The 20,633-nt window shown below is 69.8% G+C and carries 18 protein-coding genes; 6 read left to right on the forward strand and 12 right to left on the reverse strand.

The features are described 5' to 3' along the window. From CP977_RS30855 to CP977_RS30865, 3 genes are all read right to left on the reverse strand, one after another. Positions 1 to 1,158 (reverse strand): acyl-CoA dehydrogenase family protein, encoded by a 1,158-nt coding sequence (locus CP977_RS30855; protein ID WP_152371221.1) that lies wholly within the window; start codon positions 1,156 to 1,158, stop codon positions 1 to 3. A gap of 157 nt (positions 1,159 to 1,315) precedes the next feature. Beyond that, positions 1,316 to 2,392 (reverse strand): CaiB/BaiF CoA transferase family protein, encoded by a 1,077-nt coding sequence (locus tag CP977_RS30860; protein WP_372460743.1) that lies wholly within the window; start codon positions 2,390 to 2,392, stop codon positions 1,316 to 1,318. A 283-nt stretch (positions 2,393 to 2,675) separates the two neighbouring features. After that, positions 2,676 to 3,482, reverse strand: coding sequence for an SDR family NAD(P)-dependent oxidoreductase (locus CP977_RS30865; RefSeq protein ID WP_152371223.1), 807 nt, complete (start codon positions 3,480 to 3,482; stop codon positions 2,676 to 2,678). 254 nt (positions 3,483 to 3,736) lie between these two features. Here CP977_RS30865 and CP977_RS30870 point away from each other — a divergent pair, with 254 nt between their 5' ends. The 3 genes from CP977_RS30870 (at position 3,737) to CP977_RS30880 (ending at position 6,665) form a co-directional block, all read left to right on the forward strand. After that, positions 3,737 to 4,057, forward strand: coding sequence for a DUF4286 family protein (locus CP977_RS30870; RefSeq protein ID WP_208421507.1), 321 nt, complete (start codon positions 3,737 to 3,739; stop codon positions 4,055 to 4,057). A gap of 320 nt (positions 4,058 to 4,377) precedes the next feature. Next, complete coding sequence (locus tag CP977_RS30875; RefSeq protein ID WP_152371225.1) at positions 4,378 to 5,712, forward strand: MFS transporter; 1,335 nt, start codon at positions 4,378 to 4,380, stop codon at positions 5,710 to 5,712. A 152-nt stretch (positions 5,713 to 5,864) separates the two neighbouring features. Continuing rightward, positions 5,865 to 6,665 (forward strand): SDR family NAD(P)-dependent oxidoreductase, encoded by an 801-nt coding sequence (locus CP977_RS30880; RefSeq protein ID WP_152371226.1) that lies wholly within the window; start codon positions 5,865 to 5,867, stop codon positions 6,663 to 6,665. 164 nt (positions 6,666 to 6,829) lie between these two features. On the opposite strand, the gene CP977_RS30885 is transcribed toward CP977_RS30880, so the two are convergent. The 9 genes from CP977_RS30885 to CP977_RS30925 all read right to left on the reverse strand — a co-directional run bounded on the left by CP977_RS30885 (position 6,830) and on the right by CP977_RS30925 (position 16,782). Next, complete coding sequence (locus CP977_RS30885; RefSeq protein ID WP_152371227.1) at positions 6,830 to 8,050, reverse strand: cytochrome P450; 1,221 nt, start codon at positions 8,048 to 8,050, stop codon at positions 6,830 to 6,832. Then, positions 8,047 to 8,652 (reverse strand): GTP-binding protein, encoded by a 606-nt coding sequence (locus CP977_RS30890; RefSeq protein ID WP_152371228.1) that lies wholly within the window; start codon positions 8,650 to 8,652, stop codon positions 8,047 to 8,049. Before CP977_RS30890 ends, CP977_RS30885 begins: the two co-directional genes overlap by 4 nt. Beyond that, entirely contained in the window at positions 8,633 to 8,980 is a 348-nt protein-coding gene (locus CP977_RS30895) for a DUF742 domain-containing protein (RefSeq protein WP_152371229.1), read from the reverse strand. Before CP977_RS30895 ends, CP977_RS30890 begins: the two co-directional genes overlap by 20 nt. Next, complete coding sequence (locus CP977_RS30900) at positions 8,977 to 9,384, reverse strand: roadblock/LC7 domain-containing protein (RefSeq protein ID WP_152371230.1); 408 nt, start codon at positions 9,382 to 9,384, stop codon at positions 8,977 to 8,979. The genes CP977_RS30895 and CP977_RS30900 overlap by 4 nt, the downstream gene beginning before the upstream one ends. 133 nt (positions 9,385 to 9,517) lie before the next feature. Beyond that, a complete protein-coding gene (locus CP977_RS30905) occupies positions 9,518 to 11,062 on the reverse strand; it encodes a sensor histidine kinase (RefSeq protein ID WP_152371231.1) in 1,545 nt (514 codons plus the stop codon). Between the two features lie 172 nt (positions 11,063 to 11,234). Then, the gene (locus CP977_RS30910; RefSeq protein WP_152371232.1) at positions 11,235 to 12,644 is read right to left on the reverse strand and encodes a condensation domain-containing protein; all 1,410 of its coding nucleotides are present in this window, start codon (positions 12,642 to 12,644) and stop codon (positions 11,235 to 11,237) included. A gap of 98 nt (positions 12,645 to 12,742) precedes the next feature. After that, positions 12,743 to 14,134 (reverse strand): condensation domain-containing protein, encoded by a 1,392-nt coding sequence (locus tag CP977_RS30915; protein WP_152371233.1) that lies wholly within the window; start codon positions 14,132 to 14,134, stop codon positions 12,743 to 12,745. A gap of 242 nt (positions 14,135 to 14,376) precedes the next feature. Further along, positions 14,377 to 15,948, reverse strand: coding sequence for a helix-turn-helix domain-containing protein (locus tag CP977_RS30920; protein WP_152371234.1), 1,572 nt, complete (start codon positions 15,946 to 15,948; stop codon positions 14,377 to 14,379). Positions 15,949 to 16,074: 126 nt separating this feature from the next. Continuing rightward, a complete protein-coding gene (locus CP977_RS30925; protein WP_152371235.1) occupies positions 16,075 to 16,782 on the reverse strand; it encodes a GntR family transcriptional regulator in 708 nt (235 codons plus the stop codon). 125 nt (positions 16,783 to 16,907) lie between these two features. Here CP977_RS30925 and CP977_RS30930 point away from each other — a divergent pair, with 125 nt between their 5' ends. The 3 genes from CP977_RS30930 to CP977_RS30940 are packed head-to-tail and all read left to right on the forward strand — an operon-like array spanning position 16,908 to position 20,521. After that, positions 16,908 to 17,384, forward strand: a complete 477-nt coding sequence (locus CP977_RS30930; RefSeq protein WP_152371236.1) for a MaoC family dehydratase — start codon at positions 16,908 to 16,910, stop codon at positions 17,382 to 17,384. Between the two features lie 27 nt (positions 17,385 to 17,411). Beyond that, positions 17,412 to 19,358 carry an AMP-binding protein gene (locus tag CP977_RS30935; protein WP_152371237.1) on the forward strand — a complete coding sequence of 649 codons (1,947 nt, stop codon included), beginning with the start codon at positions 17,412 to 17,414 and terminating at the stop codon, positions 19,356 to 19,358. Continuing rightward, positions 19,358 to 20,521 (forward strand): acyl-CoA dehydrogenase family protein, encoded by a 1,164-nt coding sequence (locus tag CP977_RS30940; protein ID WP_152371238.1) that lies wholly within the window; start codon positions 19,358 to 19,360, stop codon positions 20,519 to 20,521. The genes CP977_RS30935 and CP977_RS30940 overlap by 1 nt, the downstream gene beginning before the upstream one ends. The last annotated feature ends 112 nt before the right edge of the window (positions 20,522 to 20,633 follow it).

A 20,633-nucleotide genomic window follows, 5' to 3' on the forward strand; every position in this document is an offset into this window, starting at 1 on the left:
TCAGGCGCCGGCGGGCAGGCGCATGGACCTGGCGATGATGGTGCGCTGGATCTGCGAGGTGCCGCCGCCGATGGTGGACTGGACGCTCTCGCGCAGATAGCGCTCCATGTCGGCCTCGGGGAGGTTGGCGTAGCCGCCGAGGATCTGCATGCCGTCGAGGGCGCACTGCTTGAGCGTCTCCGAGCCGTAGAGCTTGGCCATCGACGTCTCGCGGGCGGCGGGCAGGCCCTGTGCCTTCATCTGGGCGGCGCGGTAGCAGAGCAGCCGGGCCGCGTCGACGCGGGTCTGGTTCTCGGCGAGCATGTGCTTGAGCACCTGGAACTCGTAGATCGGCTTGCCGAACTGGATGCGCTGCTGGGCGTAGCGGTTGGCCGCGTTGACGGCCTCCTGCGCGTTGCCGGTGTACGCGGCGGCGACGGCGCAGCGTTCCAGCTCCAGGTGGTCGGTGATGATCTTCCAGCCCTGGCCGACCTCGCCGAGGAGGTTCTCGGCGGGGACCCGGACGTCGTCGAGGAAGATCTCGGTGGTGCCGGTCGCGTGACGCGACAGGGTCGGCAGCTTGCGGATGTCGAGGCCCGGGGTGTCGTTCGGGATCAGGAGGACGGAGAGGCCGCCGTGCTTGTCCTCGTTGTCCGTGCGGACCAGCATCGCGATGACGGTGTCGTCGGCGGCGGCGCCGCTGCACCACAGCTTGGAACCGTTGACGATCCAGTCGCCGTTCTCGTCACGGCGGGCGTGGGTCTTGGTGTTCGAGGCGTCCGAGCCGGCGTCGGGCTCGGAAATGGAGACGGAGAAGCGGATCTCGCCGTCGATGAACGGCCTGACGTACTTCGCCTTCTGTTCGGCCGAGCCGAACTTGATGATGTTCATCGCCGTGAAGGTCGGCACGAGAACCGAGCAGGCGAAGTCGAAGCCGAACTTGCCGAGGCCCTCGGCCATCAGTGAGTAGTCGAAGATGTCACCGCCCGAGCCGCCTTCCTCATCGGGAATCATGATGCCGAGCCACCCCTGGGCTGCGATCTTCTTGTACGCCTCGTACGGGTACTGGCGCTCGGTGTCGCATTTGCGGACGTATTCGACGGTGACTTCCTTGTCCATGAAGTCATTAACCGTCTTCAGCCAGTCCACCTGGGAGTCATTGAGGAAATTCGAAGTCATTTGTCCCGCACTCCAAAATTTTGATCCGTGGAATTCCTGGGGTGTCCACACGTTAAGGCGGGGTTGCGAGTGATCCAAGTGGGAAGTTTCGAATCCGCGATTCGCGAGCGTCGAAGCACTTGGCCGCGCGGATTCGTCCCGCTGCGGAGGCCGCCCTTCAGGAGATCGCGCCCGCGGCGCGCAGCGCGGCCAGGTCGGCAGGCGTGAAGCCCCAGTCGACGAGGACTTCCCCTGTGTCCTGACCGGGGTGCGAAGGCGGCCCCTGGATCGCGCCGGGAGTCCGGCTGAAGCGCGGTGCCGGCGCCGGCTGGACGACACCGTCGACCTCCACGAACGTGCCCCGCTCGCGTAGATGCGGATGGTGCGGCGCTTCGGCCATCGACAGGACCGGAGCGAAGCAGACCTCCTGGCCGATCGCCAGGTCGCTCCACTCGTCCCGGGTGCGGGTCCGGAACGCCGCGGCCAGCGTGGTGCGCATCTCCGCCCACCGGGACCGGTCGTGCTGCTCGGGCACGTCGTCCTCGGACAGGCCGAGAACCCGCAGCGTGTTGCGCCAGAACCGCGCCTCGTTGGAGCCGACGCTGAGCCAGCGTCCGTCGGCCGTCTCGTACACGTCGTACCAGGGCGCGCCGGAGTCGAGCCTGTTCGTGCCGCGTTCGTCGCTCCAGTAGCCGGCGGCACGGAGCCCGTAGAAGAGGGTCATCAGAGAGGCGGACCCGTCCACCATGGCGGCGTCGACCACCTGCCCCCGTCCGGAGCCGCGCGATTCCAGGAGTGCCGACAGCACGCCGAGCGCGAGGTAGAGGGAGCCTCCGCCCAGATCGCCGGCGAGGTTGAGGGGGATGGTCGGCGGTCCGCCCGCCGGGCCGATGGAGTGCAGTACGCCGGTGAGCGCGACGTAGTTGACGTCGTGGCCGGGGTCGTGGGCCAGCGGCCCTTCCTGGCCCCAACCGGTCATGCGTCCGTAGACGAGGGCGGGATTCACGGCGAAGCATTCGTCGGGTCCGAGTCCCAGTTTCTCCACGACACCGGGGCGGAATCCCTCGACCAGGATGTCGGCGTCACGCACCAGTTTCAGGACCGTCTCGACGGCCTCGTGCTTCTTCAGATCGAGTCCCGCACTGCGTCGTCCGCGGTTCAGCAGATTGAATCGGGGGTCGACCGGTGCGCCGCCGTCGTACCCTGCGAGGCGGTCGATGCGAATGATGTCCGCGCCCATGTCGGAGAGAAGCATGCAGCAGAATGGAACAGGTCCGACGCCCCCCAGTTCGACGATTTTCACGCCGGTGAGCGGGCCGCTGGCTCGGCTTTTCATCGGTGGCCTCCCTTACTGTTCGCGGAGCGTATCCCCGGCTCGAACGGCGGACCAATACCCGTTCGCTTGCAAAGTTTCGAAGTGACGATTCGAAGATTTCGCATCGGATGACGGGGCCGGGGAACGGCGAGGGGTGGCACGCGGGACCGTCCCTCGTGCCACCCCTTGGCACCATGTGCCCCTCCGGGAGAGGTCCGGCGGGTCAGACCGCACAGCCGCGCAGGGTCTGGCCGCCGTCCACGACGACCTGCGTTCCGGTCATGTAGGAGGCGAGGTCGGACGAGAGGAAGAGGACGACCCTGGCGATGTCGTCCGGCACCGCGATCCGCCCCTTCGGGATCCGCTTCTCCAGCTCCACGATGGCGTCCTCGTCGAGGAGAGGGGCGAGTCCCGGCGTACGGACGCCGCCGGGGCAGACGTTGTTGACCGAGATGCCGTGGGGTGCGAGCTCCAGGGCCATCGTCTTGATCAGCCCCGCCACAGCGTGCTTCGAGGCGCCGTAGTGCGCGAGACCGAGCACGGACGGGTTCACTCCCTCGACGGAGTTCACGTTCACGATCCTGCCGCCGCGCCCCTGGACGATCATCTGCCGGGCCGCTGCCTGCGAACAGAGCATCACGCCCAGGAGATTGACGTCCAGCGTGCGCTGTGCGAGGTCCAGGCTCGTCTCCAGGAAGGCCGAGCCCCGGTAGATGCCCGCGTTGTTCACCATGATGTCGAGGGCGCCGAACGCGTCGACAGCGGTGCGAACCATCGTCTCGGCGTCCTCCGCCTTGCTGACATCCGCAGCGACCGTACGTACGCGCGTGGTGTCGGACAGCTCCTGTGCGGCCTTGTCGGCGGCGGCCTCGGCGATGTCCGCGATGACGATGTTGGCGCCGGCCTCGTGAAGGCGGTGGACGATGCCGAGGCCGATGCCCATGGCGCCACCGGTGACGAGGGCTGTCCTGCCGCTGAGGTCCAGCAGCTCACCGATGGGCGCGGGCTGGGGGGAGAGAAGTTCAGTCATGCGGCACTCATATCATACATAAAATATTCTGCATACCCATGGTGTCAGGGGGGCCACCGTGGCAGGATCGCGGCGCGGTCGCCCCGAGGCCGGCCGGTCGGAGTGCGCCCTGCGCCATTCCCCGGCGGCGCGCGACCGAATTCATGGTGAGGGATCCCGCGCGGATCCCCACCCTCTCCGAGCGCACACGCATGGTGCGCACCTGACTCCCAGACCCGCATCCGGAGGAAGCCATGCCGAGGTACACCTACGTCGTGTTGACCAATCCCGTCGAAGGGAAGGAAGAGCAATTCAACGACTGGTACACGAACACGCACGTGCACGACGCGCTGAAGGTGCCCGGGTTCGTCTCCGCGCAGCGGTTCGAGCTGGCCCCCGCGCAGCGCGCCGCGACCCCGTACCCGTGGCGTTACCTCGCGATCTACGAGCTGGAGACCGAGAACCTGCAGGAATCGGTCGACGCCCTAGCCGCGCGCTACAACACGCCGGAAATGATCATCAGCGAGGCGCTTCACCCGGAGCGGCTCGGACTCCTCTTCGAGGCCATGGGGCCCCGCCTCGAGGCGAAGGCCTGATCCCCCGGCCCTCCGGCTGATCGTCGACCCGGAAGGATGCGGGTCGGCATCGGCTGCCGGCCCGCATCTGGTCACCCTTGCCTTCCCGGCGCACGGCACCCCCTCGTACCGCGTTCCCCCACGCATGGTCTCCGCTGCTTGCGGCATGCCGTCTGGTCCGGCCGCGCGCGATCGGCCTGCCGGTGCCTTCCCCACCCGTGGCACTCGGGGGCCGACCGCCCCCGCGCGACGCCCTGCCCCCACACCCTCGCGTCGTCGTGCCCCGGTTCCGTCCGTGCTCCGTCCGACTCCCTTGAGATCCGCTCCGGAACGAGGAGAACATGAGTATCCCGGAAAGCCGCCAGACCCTCACCGAGAAGGCGCCTCCGCGGCGAGGTCGCGTCCTCTTCGCCACCGTCGCCGCGCAGTCGATCGAGTACTACGACTTCCTCATCTACGGCACGGCCGCGTCGCTGGTCCTCAACGATCTCTTCTTTCCCTCGGGGAATCCGCTCCTGAGCACCCTTGCCGCCTTCGCCACCTTCGCGGTCGGCTTCGCCGGCCGACCCATCGGCGCGGCGATCTTCGGGCACTTCGGTGACAAGCTCGGCCGCAAGCCCGCGCTGCTCGCGGCGATGGTCCTGATGGCGGTTTCCTCGACACTCATCGGCCTTCTGCCCACATACGGAGCGATCGGCGCGGTGGCCCCCCTCCTCCTCGTGATCCTGCGTATCGCCCAGGGGATATCGGTGGGCGGCCACTTCGGCGGTGCCACCCTGCTGGCCCTGGAGAGCGCACCGCCGAACCGCCGGGGGCTCTTCGGGGCCCTTCCCCAACTCGGGGTAGTCGTCGGCATGGTCGCCGGCACGCTGGTCTTCCTGCTCGTCAGCAACGTGACGACGGCGAGTCAGTTCTCGGCGTGGGGGTGGCGGGTCCCGTTCCTCCTCAGCGTGCTGATGTTCCCTCTCGCCTACTTCGTGCACCGGCACATCGAGGACAGCCCGGAGTTCCGCGACGCGGACCGCAGGAGTGCGGACAAGAAGCGCTCCGCACCCCGCTCGTCCGTGGTGCAGGTGCTGCGTCGGCCCCGGCAGATCCTGCTGGTCGCGTGCGTCTTCCTCCCCGCGGGCATCAACTTCTACGTGATCGTCACCGGAGTGCTCCACCACGCGACACACGACCTGGAGATCTCGCAGAACGCCATGCTCGCCGCGCTCATGCTGTCGATGCTGGCATTTGCGGCCGGCACCGTCGGTTTCGCGTGGCTCTCCGACATCGTGGGCCGTCGCAGGGTCTACGCCGCAGGTGCGGCCTTCGCCGGGCTGTGGGCCTTCGTCCTCTTCCCCCTAGTGGAGACGAGGAGCTTCCTCCTCATCCTGGTGGCCGCGTCCGTTGGGCAGCTCGGCGTGGGCGCGATGTTCGGGCCGGGCACCGCACTCTTCGCCGAGGCGTTCCCGCCGAAGATCCGCTTCGCGGGCTCCTCCATCGGCAACCAGCTGGCCAACATCGTCGGTGCGGGGCTCGCCCCCTTCGTGATGGTCGGGCTCATGGCCGTGACGCACACCTCGGTGGCGGTGTCGGCTTACATGGCCGCGGCCTCCGTCGTCAGTCTGATCGCGCTCGCGGCCGTCAGGATCCCGAAGGACGACACCGACGGGCCCGTGGCATCGGAGTAGTGGCGGGTCATACGCACGGTGGGGCCCGGCCTGCAGGCCGGGCCCCACCGTGCGTATGACCCGCCGCACGCAAGGATCGGACGGGCGGCTACGGGGAAGGAAACGGCGCACGAACTATCGACATAATATTTTATGCATGATAATTCTTGGTCATGACCACTTCTTCCTCTTCTGAGACGGCGTCCATCGGTGAACTGATGGACCTCAGCGGCAAGACCGCCCTCGTCACCGGTGGCGCCATGGGCATCGGCCTCGGCATCGTGCGGCGCCTCCACGAGGCCGGCGCGAACGTCGTGATCGCGGACGTCAACAAGGAGGCGGCCGAGACCGCCGCCGCCGGGTTCGACTCGGACCGGATCCACACCGCCGTCGGCGATGTCAGCAGCGCGGACGACGCGGCCGCCATGGTGCGCGTCGCCGTCGAGGCCTTCGGCGGCCTGGACGTCCTGGTGAACAACGCCGGCGTCTACAAGATCTCGCCCTTCCTGGAGACGAGCCTCGACCTCGCGCGCCGCACGATCGAGGTCAACCTCCTCGGTGTGATGGCCTGTTCCCAGGCAGCCGCCCGCCAGATGATCGAACAGGGCCGCGGCGGCCGGATCCTCACGGTCTCCTCCATCGAGTCCCTGACCCCGTCGCTGGAGGGCATGGCTCACTACGGCGCCTCCAAGCACGGCGTCGCCGGACTGATCAAGACCATGGCCCTGGAGCTCGCACCCCACGGCATCCAGGTCAACAACGTCGCCCCCGGCGGCATCCTCACCCCCGGCCTCGGCCCCCTCGACGACGACGTGCTCGCCCAGTTCGCGGCGAGCGTTCCGATGGGGCGCATGGGTGCGTCGGACGAGATCGGGAAGGCGGTCCTGTTCCTGGCCTCCGACCTCGCCTCGTACATGACCGGCACCCAGATCGTCGTCGACGGCGGCCGGACGCTCCGCGGTGCCATGATCTGACCGGAGCGGGGTCGTCACCACGACGCGGGCCGGGCGCACCTGAGGGGCGCCCGGCCCGCGTCTCCTCGTTTTCCGAGGGTCGGACGAACCGTACGGGAAGAGCGTCCGCCGTCGGCACGGGCCGGCGGCGAACGCTCTTGTCGGGGGAGGAATCCGTCCCTTCGTCAGGACGGGGAACGCATGGGCGGAGTGGGTGTGAAGGCCACCGGCAGTGCCGTGAGCCCCCGCAGCCACACCGACGGGCGTCGTGCGAGGCTCTCGGCCGGTACGGCCAGATCGATGTCCGGCAGCCGGTCCAGGAGCACCTCGATGGCCGTTCCCGCGATGACCTCCGCCATCTCCTGGGCGCGGAGCGGGCAGCGGTGCTCACCGTGGCTGAAGGAGAAGTGGGCGTTGTTGCCGCCGGTCTGCGCGATGCCCGGCGTACGTACATGGGGATCGTGGTTGGCGCCCTGGACACCGAGCAGCAGCAGGTCGCCGGCGCGGATGTGCCGGCCGCCGAGCTGGGTGTCGCGCGAGGCCCAGCGTCCGGGCCAGTTCTGCAGTGGGGTGTCCTCCCACAGGACCTCGTTCATCGCCTCCGTGACGCTGCTGCGACCGCCGAAGAGGGAGGCCGCGAACCGTTCCTCCGTGAGCATCAGCCGCAGGGAGTTGCCGATCCAGTCGGCGGTCGACTGATGACCCGCGACCACGATCTCGAGGATGACCTCGACGAGCTCCTGGTCGCTGAATCCGGTGTCCTGCGTGATCATCCGCGAGACCATGTCGTCCGCCGGGCGGGCCCGGCGCGCCGTCAGGAGTTCGGTCGTGGAATCGATCAGGTGGGTCAGGCTGTCGTTCGCCCGCTCCTGCCCGTCCATCAGGTCGGCGAGCGCGCTCACCAGGCCGGGACCCTGCTCCGCCGGGAATCCGCAGAGGGCCACGATGACCCGCAGCGGCAGCCGCACCGCGTAGTCGGTGACGAGGTCGGCCCGGCCCCGACCGCACACCGCGTCGATCAGCTCGTCGGCGAGCCGCTCGGTGAGGACGCGCAGCGCTACGAGGTCCACGCCGTCCAAGGCGCGGCTGCTCACCCGGGAGCGCTCCCGCAACCGGTCCGCGGTGGGCGGTTCACCCAACGGGATCCTGCGCAGGATGATCGGCAGCAACGGCCAGTCGGTGGGAAGGACGGCCAGTTGGTTCCACAGCCCGGAGTCGCGGCTGAACAACGCCGGATCGCCGGTGAGCCGGTGCAGCTCGCGATACCCGATCACCAGCCAGGCCGGTACGCCGCCGTCGAGCACGATCGGGACCACGGGACCGTGGTCACGCCGTAGCTCCCGGTAGAGGGCGATGGGATCCGTCTGGAACCGGGATCCGCTCAGTGGTACGGGGGGAAGGGTCACACCGGCTCCTCGGTCGGGGCGGTGAGGAGGTGCCGTACGTGTTCGACCAGGGTGATCAGCACTTCCTTGCCGGACTCACGCGTGCGTGCGTCGCAGTCGACCAGTGGTACGTACGGTTCGAGGTCGAGGGCCTCGCGCACCTCGGCGGCCGAGTGGCGCGGGCCGCCGAAGTCGTTGCAGGCGACCACGAACGGCAGACCGAGGCGTTCCAGCCGGTCGATCGCGTACCACGAGTCGTCGATGCGCCGGGTGTCGACGAGGACGACCGCGCCCAGCGCGCCGGCGAACAGCCGGTCCCACAGGAACCAGAACCGTTCCTGTCCCGGCGCGCCGAACAGGTACAGCACGTTGCGGGCGTCCAGCGTGATGCGGCCGAAGTCGAACGCGACCGTGGTCGCGGTCTTGCCGCTGACACCGGTCAGGTCGTCGACCTCCTCGCCGGCCTGCGTCATGGTCTCCTCGGTGCTGAGGGGACGGATCTCGCTCACCGAGCGGACCAGCGTGGTCTTGCCCACGCCGAACCCGCCGACGACCACGATTTTCAGACCGTTGTCGGCCTGACTGCCGAGCGGCTTGCGGATGTCAGAGGTTACGGAGTCCAACGAGCACCTGTTCCAGGATCTGGGGGTCGGGCAGCGCGGCTGCCCGGGGGTGGCGGGCGCTCACCCGGCCCGCCGTGAGGAGGTCGGAGAGCAGGATCTTCGTGATGTTCACCGGCAGCCGCAGCTCGGCGGCGACCTCGACGACCGCCGCGGGGCGGTCGCACATCCGCAGGATGGCCGCGTGCTCCGACTGCATGCCGGGCGACGGCGCGCACTCGGCGACCACCAGGGTCACCAGGTCGAACCGGTGCGCCGAGTCGGCCCGGCTGCGTCCGCCCGTGAGCATGTACAGCCGGTCGGGCGAGTCGTCCCTGCCCGGGCGGCTCATGACGCGCGCGGGGGTGCCGTCAGGTGCTCGCCGAGCTGTTCGACGAGTTCACTCATGTTGTGTCCGACGAGTCCGGCGTCGGCCTCCTCCGCGGCGATCAGGGCGAGATGGGCACCCTGGCCGGCCTCGACGATGAAGAGGACCCCGCCGTAGAACTCGGTCATGGCGGAGCGGACCCCACCGCTGCCGTCGCCGAACTCGACGGACGCGCCGTGGGACAGCGCCTGGATGCCGGCGGCGATCGCGGAGAGCTGGTCGGCCTGATCCGCGGAGAGACCGGAGGTACGACACAGCTTCAGGCCGTCCCGCGACAGTACGAGCGCGTGCCGGGCGCCGGGGGTGCGCTCCAGGAGGCCTTCGACGAGCCAGGTCAGCCTCTGGTCGGCGGTGGTGGGGAGGGTCATGACGTGTGCTGCCTTCCGGATGGGAGGGGTACGACGGAGCCCGGCTGGGGATCCGGGCGGCCGGGGCGAGGAGCCGCTGCCGGACGACGGGCGGTCCGGCGGAGCCGCTGGACACCGATCGCGGGAGAGGGCCTCAACGACCGGCCGTCTCGGGGCTGTCGGGTGACGGCGGCGTGCGGCGGACTCCTTGGCGGAAGCTGCCGAAGCGGGCGGTGCGGGCCTTGGGCGCGGTCGGCTGTTCGTCCCGTTCGGCGGCCGTGCGGGCACGGTTCCCGTCGGCCGCGGCGAGGGACTGACCGCGCCGTCGGCGCGGCAGACCTCCGGAGACAGGGCCGTCCCCGGAGGATTCGGGACCGAGGGCCTCCGGAGGCGAGAGGACGATGTGCGGGGGACGGCGTCCGGCATCGGCAGGCGACCCACCGGGGACCGGCGGTACGCCAGGAGGCGCTGCGGCGGGAGTCCGCGCCGGGGTCTCCGGCGTGCCCGCCGGATGCCGGGTCAGGATCTCCTGCGGAACCCTCATCAGCGCGCTCGTACCGCCGCGGGCCGACGGCCGGAAGGAGACGGTGAGTCCGTGCTTGTGCGCGAGCCGGCCCACGACCGTCAGACCGAGCCGGGTGCCGCTGAGCCCGCCAAGGCCGCCGACCTCGCTGGAGACCGCGTGCTCGGCGCGCCGCAGCTGGGCGTCGCTCATGACCAGGCCCGCGTCCTCCACGGAGACCACGATTCCCGAGGAGACCTCTTCGACGTAGACGTGGACCTCGGCATTGGGCGGGGAGAAGTTCGCCGCGTTGTCGATCAGTTCGGCGAGGGCGTGCATCACGCCTTCGGCGGCGTGCCCGGCGACCGCCGCCTCGCTGGTGGAGTGGACGCGGACGCGCTGGTAGCCGCTGATGCGGCCCATGGCACCGCGCAGGATCGACTCCATGCCGATGGGACGCGCCCAGCGGCGGCCGGACCGGGCCCCCGTCAGGACGGCCACCGAGTCGGCGAGGCGGCCGCCCTGAGCGGTGCTGTGGTCGAGGCGGAGCAGGTCGGCCAGTACCTCCTCGTCCGTGTACCGCTCCTCCATCGCGCGCAGATCGGCGAGCAGGGCGGTGAACAGGGCCTGCAGGCGTCCTGCGACACCGGCGATGGCGGTGACGGTGGCGTCCCGGGCGGCCGTCGCCCGCTGGGAGTGCTCGGTGAGGCGGGTGTTCTCCTCGGCGAGCCGGTCGATCTCGGTGGTGAACCGCTCGCGCTCGACAAGGAGTTCGCGGGAATGCCCGGCGCGTTCCGAGGCGATCTCACCGACGATCCTGTTGCGGTCCTGGGCGAACTCCTCGACGAGCCGGGCGCGTTCCCGGCCGAACTCCTCGAAGAGTTCCGCGCGTTCTCGTCCGAACGCTTCGGCGGACCGGCTCTGTTCGCGCCGGAGCCGTGCCACTTCCTGCTTCGCCGCGCCCAGCCGGCGACGGGTGAGCCGGGCCGAGCGGGAGCTGTGTGCGGTCACCGCGACCGCGACGCTCAACAGCAGGGCGGCGGCTCCGCCGCCCCAGGCCAGCGGTGTGCGGAACCCGCTCGGCGCCGTCACGACCGCGGCCGTGACGGAGAGACCGGCCGTCACGGCCGCGAGGAGGGCGGGTAGACCGACGGCTGACAGGGAAGAGCGTTCGCCGGTCGGCAGGGGGGCGGTCATGGAGGATGTCCTCGATCGTTCTCGGGGTGGTCCGGAGCGTGTGGCGCACAAGCCCTCGGGGCCCGGGGCGGCGCCACCGCCGGGGACCCGATGGGAATGCACTATATAAAATATGTCTCAAAGGCGCCATGGCGGCTCCCTGCTCGCTCGGTTTCCGCACGGCGGCCGCGGGTCATTCGTCCCCCCGGGAGATCTCCCGGACCAGCTGCCTGAAGCGCTCGTAGAAGTACGGCACGTTGGCCTCGGCCTCCGGGGTGTCCGGATGCGTGACCTTGACGTACGTGCGGTCCCAACGGCGGTTCACCCACATCAGGACCTCGTTGGTCGGACTCGAGTCGTACAGGCCGTTGCAGTCGGTGGAGTCCCAGTCGCGGGAGCCCGGGACGAGCCTGCCGTCGATGTACGAGACGATCGGCAGTACCGAGGAGTCGTCGCCCTGCAGAGGTATCCCGGCCAGCTCTGCGACCCGCAACGGGGAGACCCTCGCCAGCTTGCAGGCGGCGCGGAAGGCGGCGCCGGCCGCGTCCAGGACCTCGGCCCGTGTCAGGTCCCGGCCCTCCCGGACGAGCGGGAAGGACACCGGTACCAGGTTGATGAACCAGCCCTGGGCGGCGTGCCAGCGGGGTTCGTTGCGGGTGTGCACCACGGAGAGTCCGCGGTACTCGGCGCGGCCGGCCAGTTCGCGGTGGAGGAGGCCCAGCACGGCCATCACGCCGGCCGAGAAACCGGCCCCGTGCCCTCGGCACACCTTGGTGAACGCGTCCGCCTCGGCGCCGGTCAGCAGGTCGAGGTCGAAGGAGCGGCTGGGGCGCGACTCGCCCGCCGGCACCCCGAGTTCGAGAGGGAACGACGGCATCGGGCCGGAGAGCAGGAAGGTGATCCAGCTCTGCACCTCGGGGGAGTCCGCCTGGAGGGCGGCGGCCCGTTCGCGCTCCTCGGCACCGGCGTCGATGTAGCTGCCCGCCTCGGACAGCACGGCCTCGCCGCCACTGACCTCCGCCTGGTATAGGGACCGCAGTTCGTGGAAGACGAGGACGACGGAATAGGCGTCGCTGTGGGCGTGGTCGACGGCGAAGTAGACGGTGGAGGAGGTTTCGCGCAGGATCACGCCCGCGGTGAACGGCGGCCAGGCCAGGGGATCCGTGTTCTCGCGGAACTGCTCGCCCAGGTGCTCCCTGATCGCGTCGCCGGAGTCGAAGTCGCCGACCGCCACGGGCCGGATGTCCACGTCCTCCGCGGTGACCTTGTGTCGCACGAGGGTCGCCTCGCCGGTGGCGTCCGGTTCGGCGGAGAACCAGGTCAGTACGGTCTCGTGGCGCAGCACCCATTTTCTCAGCGCGGCGGCCAGCGCGTCGGCGTCCACCCGGCCGGGAAGGTCGAAGGCGAGGCCCACCCACGGCGCCTGGGGGCGGCCCGCCGCCACATTGGCGAGGCGGCGCCGGAGGTGGTTCTCCTGGACGGGGGAGGGAGGCTCGGGGTGCACGGGAGCGTGCTTCGCGCTCCCGATCACGTGGTCGGGCACCCGCAGTTCGACCAGCGTGCCCGGCCGGGGGCGGTAGTCGCTCAGGAACGTCATCAGCATGGGGTCGGGGATCCTTTCCGTTGCCGCCCCGGCGGGGACGTGCCGGGGCGGCTCGTGGGGGGTGGGACATGGCTCGCGGTGCGGGAGGGAAGCGGTCCTCACAGCCCCGCGGCGATCAGCCGGACGAGGCGACGGGCCTCTTCCAGATAGACGGGAACGACCGTCCGGCCGAGCTCCGAGTCGGGAAAGCGGAAACTGAGGTAGACGCCCTCGTGGCTGCGCACGACCCAGAGGTAGACCTCGTGGGCGTCGAACCGGCGGCTGCGCAGCGCCCGCGCGTTCCAGTCGCTCCACCGCCGGGCCCCCGGGACCCAGCGCGTGTCCATGTACGAGACCATGAACCGCGGTTCGAGCGGATGCCCGAGCGACTCGCCGAGCAGGTCCAGGGGCGCGTCGGCGAGCGGGCGGGCGGTCCGCAGGGCTTCCCCGGCCTCCTTCATCACCTGCGCGAAGCCGTCCTCGGCGTGCACGGGGAGGCTGACCGGCGCGATGCCGACGTACCAGCCCAGCGAGCGGAGGTAGCGCCGCTGGGCACGCGTGTGGACGGGGACCAGCGTGCGGAACCGCTCCTGGCCGTAACGGTTCCGGGCGGTCATGGCCAGACAGGCGAGGATGCCGGAGAAGAGGTCCCCGCCCTTCTGCTTGCAGACCACGTCGAGGGCCCGTGCCTGCGGGGCGTCGAGCAGCCAGTCCAGGCCACCGTTCTGCGCCGTGGCGGGCCGTTCCGGGCCGTCGGTGACCGGGGCGGGGAACTCGGGAAGCCGGCCGCTGCCCTCTGCGACGAACTCCCGCCATCCACGTACGGCGTGGTGTTCGCCGTGCAGCCGGTCGGCGGCCTCCCGCTCGGGGCCCGTGAAGTCCAGGTAGCTGCCCACTGGTGTGAGACCGGGATCGGACTCCTCCACCGCCGCCCGGTACAACTGGACCACCTCGTAGGCGATCAGCAGGACCGAGTAGCCGTCGGCGTTCAGGTGGTCGAGACCGACGCACACGGTGGTCGAGTCGCCGTGCTCCACCGTGAGAAAGACGAACGAGGGCCAGGCTAACGGGTCGGTGTCGCCGTCGAGCACGCTTTCGATCCGGGCGCGCAGGGTACCGGAGTCGGTGAAGGTGCCGAAGTCGTCCCAGGCGAGGTCGACCTGACCGGGCGGCAGAGTGGCGCGGTCGGTCCGGGGGGTGCCCACCCCGTCGATGATGAGGCCCAGCCGGCTGCGGAGCGTCTCGTGGCGGTCGATCCAGCCGAGGAAGGCGGTCCGCAGGGCGTCCGGGTCGAGAGGGCCGGGCAGCTCGAAGGTGGTGGCCAGCCAGGAAGGGCCTCGGCCGCCCTCGGCGGCGGTGCGCAGGGCGCCGCGGAGATGCGCCTCCTGGAGGTGCGAGGCGGGCCGGCCGTCGGGGATCCAGCCGGCCCCGCAGGAGGAGTCGGTCTTGGGCCGCCACGCCGTTAACTGTCCGGGGCGGACGTCGAGGTCCCACATGTCGATGAACTTCATGGACCTGCCTCACTGCTCGGGCGGTACCGGGTGGGGGATTTCGCAAGCCTGAACCGGCTTCGCCACCAGGACTCAGTGGCGTGAGCGCGTCAATGCACGGTCCACGGTAGAAAGGATTTTCGGATGAGTGTGTCCAGAGAATTGGACACGCCTTTCGAGGTTCTCCCGGGCGTGGAAAATGGGCACGCCGAATCGGCGCTCTGCTCATCAGGGCGATTTACGGCAATGGGCCGCAACCCCTGTCAGTAGATGCGGAGCGCCCGCATCCTGTTGTAGAGCGTGGAACGGCTCACGCCGAGAGCGCGTGCTGCTTGGAGCTTGTTTCCGCCCGCGGCCTCGATGGCGGTCAGGATGATCTCGCGCTCCGCCTTGTGGAACGGAGAGGAAGGCTGCGGAGCGTTACGGTGCGAGAACGGAAGATCCGAGGGGGTGATGTCACCGACGGATCGGATATCGGCGAGAGCCTGAACGACTTCGCTCAATTCCGCGAGATTCCCGTGCCACGGTTGTTCGGCGAGAATGCGCACGGTCTCGTTGGTGAGTCGTACTCGGCCGGTGCCGACGATGTCCGCGAGCATCCTCGCCGCGAGCGGGGCGATCTCGTGCCGGCGGTGCCGAAGGGGCACCAGGTCGCGGCGCGCGGCACAGACCGCCACGATCGGCGCGTGCGTGCTCTCCAGGTGGTCGCCCGGTGTGGTGGTGAGCACGACCTCCCGCGGCGTGCCGCGGAGGAACCGCGCGAGCAGCGCCACCAGGCGTTCGGACAGGTACGGGAGGTTCTCCACGACGACCGCCGCCCCCGGGGACCCCAGAAGTCTCTCCGCGGCCCTGGCCCATACCTGTTCACCCTGGTCGACGACGTCCGACGCGTCGAGCGTGCTCGCGCCGATCCCGGCGGCCCGTCGTGCCTCCGTGGTGCGGCCGCTCCCCGGCTCGCCGACGATGAGCAGCGGCCGGGCCGCGCCGAGGGGGCGGTCGGCGTCGCCGCGCGGCACGTTCTGTTCGGGCGCGATGTGGATCAGCACTCCGTCGATCCCGGCCGGTCGGGATCGCTGCAGCAGGACCGTGCGGCCCGAGGCCAGGGTCAGCCGCCGAGCCGTCTCGTCGGGCGGCCCCGTCGTCTCGGCCCAGGCCCGGACGGCCGACTGGTCCGCGGGCTGGAGGAGGTCGAGGGCGGAGGGAGTGGAGAGGACGAGCCCTTGGCCGATCGCCATGACCGCGTGGCCGCGACGGCGCGCCGCCGTCTGGAAGGCGGCGAGGAGGTGCTGCTGCGCGTGGTCCGCGTCGAGCCGTAGACGGTCCTGGATGTCCAGGGCCACACGCCGGCCCAGGGGGCGCAGGAGGGGATGCTCGTTCTCCGTGCGGTAGCTGATGCTGAAGACGCCTTCGAGGCGGTGTGTCACCGGATGGACCACGGGATGCCCGTAGCAGACGAACGGGCTGAAGGCGGCCACGGAGTGCTCGTGGCCGCGCAGGAGCACGTCGCGCCCCGTCACGGCGGGAGTGGCCAGGGCGTTGGTCCCCAAGCGCTCCTCGCCTACCCGGGTGCCCACCGCGATCCCCGCGTCCCGCATCATCCGGCCGACGGCCCGGTCCGCGTACTGGATGTCGATGACCGAGGCCGAAGCGTCACCCAGGACGAGGACTGCCGGAGCGCCGTCGAGTTCGCGCCCCACCTGCTCGAGGACCGGCCGCGCGGCGCGGATCAGCGGGCCGTCGAGGGCGGTTCCAGCAGGGGTGGAAGGTGGGGGTTCGACGATGGGGCATCCGTATAACCGTGAACGCACCCATGACGACTCGGTCTTCGGTCGCATCTGCCCACCGCCACCCCGCGTTTCCGTCCGGCCATCCGTCGGGAACAAGCCCGAAATAAAATATAACAGTTAACGGGAGTGGGGGAGTCCGCCGATCGCACGGGCGGGCGCCGAGCCCTCGTGCGATCAGGCGGGCTCGTCTCCGTCGCGCCAGAGCCCCCGTCCCTCGAGCACCTCGACGAGGCGATCGGCACCCGCCAGGATGTGGCGTTCCATGAGGGCGCCCGCTCGGTGTGCCTGCCGCCTCCGGAGGGAGTCCAGTAGGAGCGGATGCTCGATCCGGGTGGCGGCGACCTGGCCCTCGATCGCGGCGTAGAAGCGGTTGGGCAGGTGCTTGACGACGGAGCCGAGCAGGAGGGTGAGCCGACGAGAGTCCGCCGACAGGTTGATCTCACGGTGGAAGGCGTGGCCCAGGTCGGCGACGAGGACCGCGGCGCCGGAGTCGACGGCGTCCTGGTACGCGTGGTGGGTGCTCTCCAGTCGGGCGATCCCTTCCGGTGAGATCCGCTGCGCAGCGCGTGCGGCAAGTCGCGCGGAGAGCTGCGCCTGGGCCCAGAACAGGTCCCGGACGTCCTGGCGGGTGAACGGCGTGACTACGAACCCCCGGCGGGGGACGAGCCGGACGAGGCCTTCGGCCTTCAGGATGAGCAGCCCTTCGCGGGCCGGCGTGCTGCTGACGCCGACGGCCTCGGCGACGCGTTCGATGCGCAGGAACTCACCCGGTCGCACCGCCCCCGAGATGATCAACTCGCGTACGTGGCCCGCCACCTCGGCGGGGAGGGGGCGATGTCGGGAGGATCGGCCCCTCTCGGTGTCCGCGCGATCGACCGCCATGATTTCCGCCCACCCTTCCCGGGTGATCGCCGGGTGCCCCCTGTGAAGCCGCACCCCACCCTTGCTTGTGCATAATATATTTTGTATCTTCACGTTGCCAGGTAAGCACAGCGAAAGGACCTCCCATGGCCGGCCTCTACTTCGAGGAGTTCGAACCCGGTGCCGTCATCGAGCATGTCAACCGGCGGACGGTCACCGAGACCGACAACGTCCTCTTCAGCACCCTCACGCTGAACCTGGCTCCCCTGCACCTGGACGCCGAGTACAGCAAGAACAGCATCCACGGCCAGCGCCTCGTGAACAGCCTCTTCATCCTGGGGCTCGTCTCGGGCATCACGGTCCCGGAGACGACCCAGGGCACCACCCTGGGCAACCTCGGCTTCCAGGAGATCAAGTTCCCGAAGCCCGTCTTCCACGGCGACACGATCCACGTCCGCACCGAGATCGTCGCCACGCGCGAGTCCAAGAGCCGTGACGACTCCGGCATCGTCACTTTCCGCCACCTCGGCATCAACCAGCGCGACGAGATCGTCTGTGACGCGGTCCGGGTCGGTCTGATGATGAAGCGGCCGGTGGCCGACAAGGCGACGGCGGACTCCTGAGGACGCGGCTCGCGGAGAGGAGTCGGTATGGGAAACACGAGTCCGTTCGGTTCGCCGAAGGCCCCGGTGTGGGTACCCGGCGAGGCCGAACGCGAACGCAGCCGCCTGCTGACGGCCATGCGGCGCTGGGGCCACGACACGATCGAGGACCTGCACCGGGCGTCGGTCGACGACCCCGAGTGGTTCTGGCGGGCCGCGGTCGAGGACCTCGGCATCACCTTCACGAAACCGTTCGAGCGGGTCCGTGACGACAGCGAGGGCAAACCGTTCCCACGCTGGTTCACCGGCGGAGTTCTCAACGCGGCGGAGGTGTGCGCCCACCGTCACGCGACAGGGCCCCTCGCCGGGAAGACCGCCGTGGTCTACGAGGGTGACGGAGGACAGCGGCGCAGCCTGACCTACTCCCGGCTCGACTCTGAGGTGCGGCGGTTCGCGGCCCACCTCACCGCCCTCGGCGTGACGCGCGGGGACCGGGTCGTCCTCTTCCTGCCGGTCGTGCCCGAGGCCACCGTGGCCTTCCTGGCCTGCGCGATGATCGGAGCCGTCTCCGTCCCGGCCTTCACAGGCTACGGCTCGGAAGCGCTCGCCACCCGGCTGAGGGACTCGGAGGCGGTACTCCTGGTCACCGCCGACGGCACCACCCGCCGCGGCAAGCGCGTACCGCTGAAGCGGACCGCCGACGAGGCGCTGGCGTCCGCCCCCTCCGTCCGGCACGCCGTGGTGGTCCGCCACCTCGCCGACGGCGTCGAGATGAAGGACGGCCGGGACCTCTACTGGGACGAGCTCGATCCGAACCCGATCCCGGTCGACACGGTCGCCACCGACCCCAACGACCCGCTGACCATCGTCTACACCTCGGGCACCACCGGTGCTCCCAAGGGCATCGTCCACTCCCACGCGGGCCTGGCGGTCAAGGCCGCCTCGGACTTCGGCTACGGCTTCGACGTGCACAGCGAGGACGTCATCGCCTGGATCAGCGACATGGGCTGGCTGGTCGGTCCTTTGCTGATCATGGGCGGTCTGCAGTTGGGCGCCACTGTCGTCTTCACCGAGGGCGTGCCCAACCATCCCACTCCGAAGAGACTGTGGGAGATCATCGACCGCAACGGCGTCACCGTGCAGGGAGTCGCTCCCACGGCGATCCGCGCGGTCATGGCGGCCGGCGACGACACCTTCGGTGACCTCTCCACCCTGCGCGCCTTCGTCTCCACCGGCGAGGCCTGGGACGAGCCGACCTGGCACTGGCTGTTCGGAACCGTCGGCGAGGCCCGGAGGCCGATCGTCAACTACAGCGGCGGCACCGAAGTCGGCGGCGGCCTCCTCAACAGCTACCCGTTCCTGCCCATGGAAGCGGCCTCGTTCAACGGCCCGCTCCCCGGCATCGACGTCGCCGTGCTCGACGAGGACGGCAAGCCCGCCGTGGGCGAGATCGGCGAACTGGCCGTGCTCAACACCTTCCCGGGCATGACCCATGCCTTCTGGCAGGACCGCGAGCGCTACCTGGAGACGTACTGGAACCGCTGGGACGGCGTCTGGGTCCACGGCGACCTCGCCGCCGTGGACGCAGACGGCACCTGGCGGATCCACGGTCGCTCCGACGACACCATCAAGGTGTCCGGACGCCGCGTCGGCCCGGCCGAACTCGAAGCCGCCATCCTCAAGGACCGCCGGATCGTCGAGGCCGCCGTCATCGGCGTTCCGGACCCGCAGCGCGGCCAGCGCGTGGTGGCGTTCGTGGTAGTCGGCGACCGCGACATCGATCAGGAGGCCCTCGCGGCCACCGCGACGCACAACGTCGGCCGCTCCTTCGCCCCGACCCTGTACGTCGTGGCGACGCTGCCGAAGACCAAGAACGGCAAGATCATGCGCCGCGCCATCCGCGCCCGCCACCTCGGGGGCCCGCCGGGCGACATGTCGTCGCTCGACCCCATGACCCCCCTCACCGACATTCCCGTGTACGAAGGAGACAAGTGATGGCCGTGACCGAACCCGGCGACCTGGAACTGATCCGCAAGTCCGTGCGTGACCTGGCCCGCCGCTTCGACCTGGAGTACTGGCGGGAGAAGGACAAGAAACACGAGTACCCCTGGGAGTTCGTCAGGGCGTTCGCCGACGGCGGCTGGCTCGGCGCGATGATCCCGGAGGAGTACGGAGGCCTCGGCCTCGGCCTCGCGGAGTCGGCCGTCATGATGACGGAGATCGCGGAGTCCGGCGCCGGCATGAGCGGCGGCTCGGCCATCCACTTCTACGTCTTCCCGCCCGCCCCCATCCTGCGGTACGGCTCCGAGGCGATGAAGCGCGAGTTCCTCCCCAAGCTCGCCAAGGGCGAGATCCTCATGGCCTTCGGCGTCACCGAACCCACGGCCGGAGTGGACACCTCCCGCATCCGGACGAAGGCCGAGAAGATCGAAGGCGGCTGGGTGGTCAACGGACAGAAGGTCTGGATCACCAACGCGCAGAACGCCCACAAGATCCTGCTCCTCGCCCGCACCTCGCCGCGCGACGAGAACAAGCCGCTGGACGGCATGACCCTGTTCTTCACCGACCTCGACCGGTCCAGGATCACCGTCCGCGAGATCGACAAGCTCGGCCGTGCCGCGATCGACTCCAACGAGCTGTTCATCGACAACCTCGAGGTCGCCGACGACGAGGTCGTCGGCGAGGTCGGCCAGGGCTTCCGCTACCTGATCGACGGCCTCAACCCCGAGCGCATCGTGGTCGGCATGGAGGGCATCGGCCTCGGCCGCGCCGCCCTCGACCTGGCCAGCAACTACGCCAACGAGCGGGTCGTCTTCAACCGGCCGATCGGCAAGAACCAGGCCGTCGCCCACCCGCTGGCCGACTCCTGGATCCGCTTGGAGGCGGCCGAACTCGTCTGCATGAACGCCGCCCGGCTCTTCGACGCCGAGCAGAACTGCGGCAAGGAGGCCGCCGCCGCCAAGTTCCTGGGCGCCGAGGCCGGCTTCCAGGCGTGCGACCGCGCGATGCAGACCCACGGCGGCTTCGCGTACGCCAAGGAGTACCACGTCGAGCGGCTGTGGCGGGAGGCGCGCCTGCTGCCCAACGCCCCGTTCTCCCAGGAGATGGTCCTCAACTACATCTCCACCAAGGCGCTCGGCCTCCCCAGGGCCTACTAGGGCCGGAGGCCGGCACACCGGACCCCAGGCGACGAGAGAACACGAGGAAGACATGCGCGATGTGCTGATCCGCGTACGGAACGACGGTCCGCGAGGCGGCGGGAGAGACGGT

This window comes from Streptomyces cinereoruber, assembly GCF_009299385.1.
Classification (GTDB): Bacteria; Actinomycetota; Actinomycetes; order Streptomycetales; family Streptomycetaceae; genus Streptomyces; species Streptomyces bikiniensis.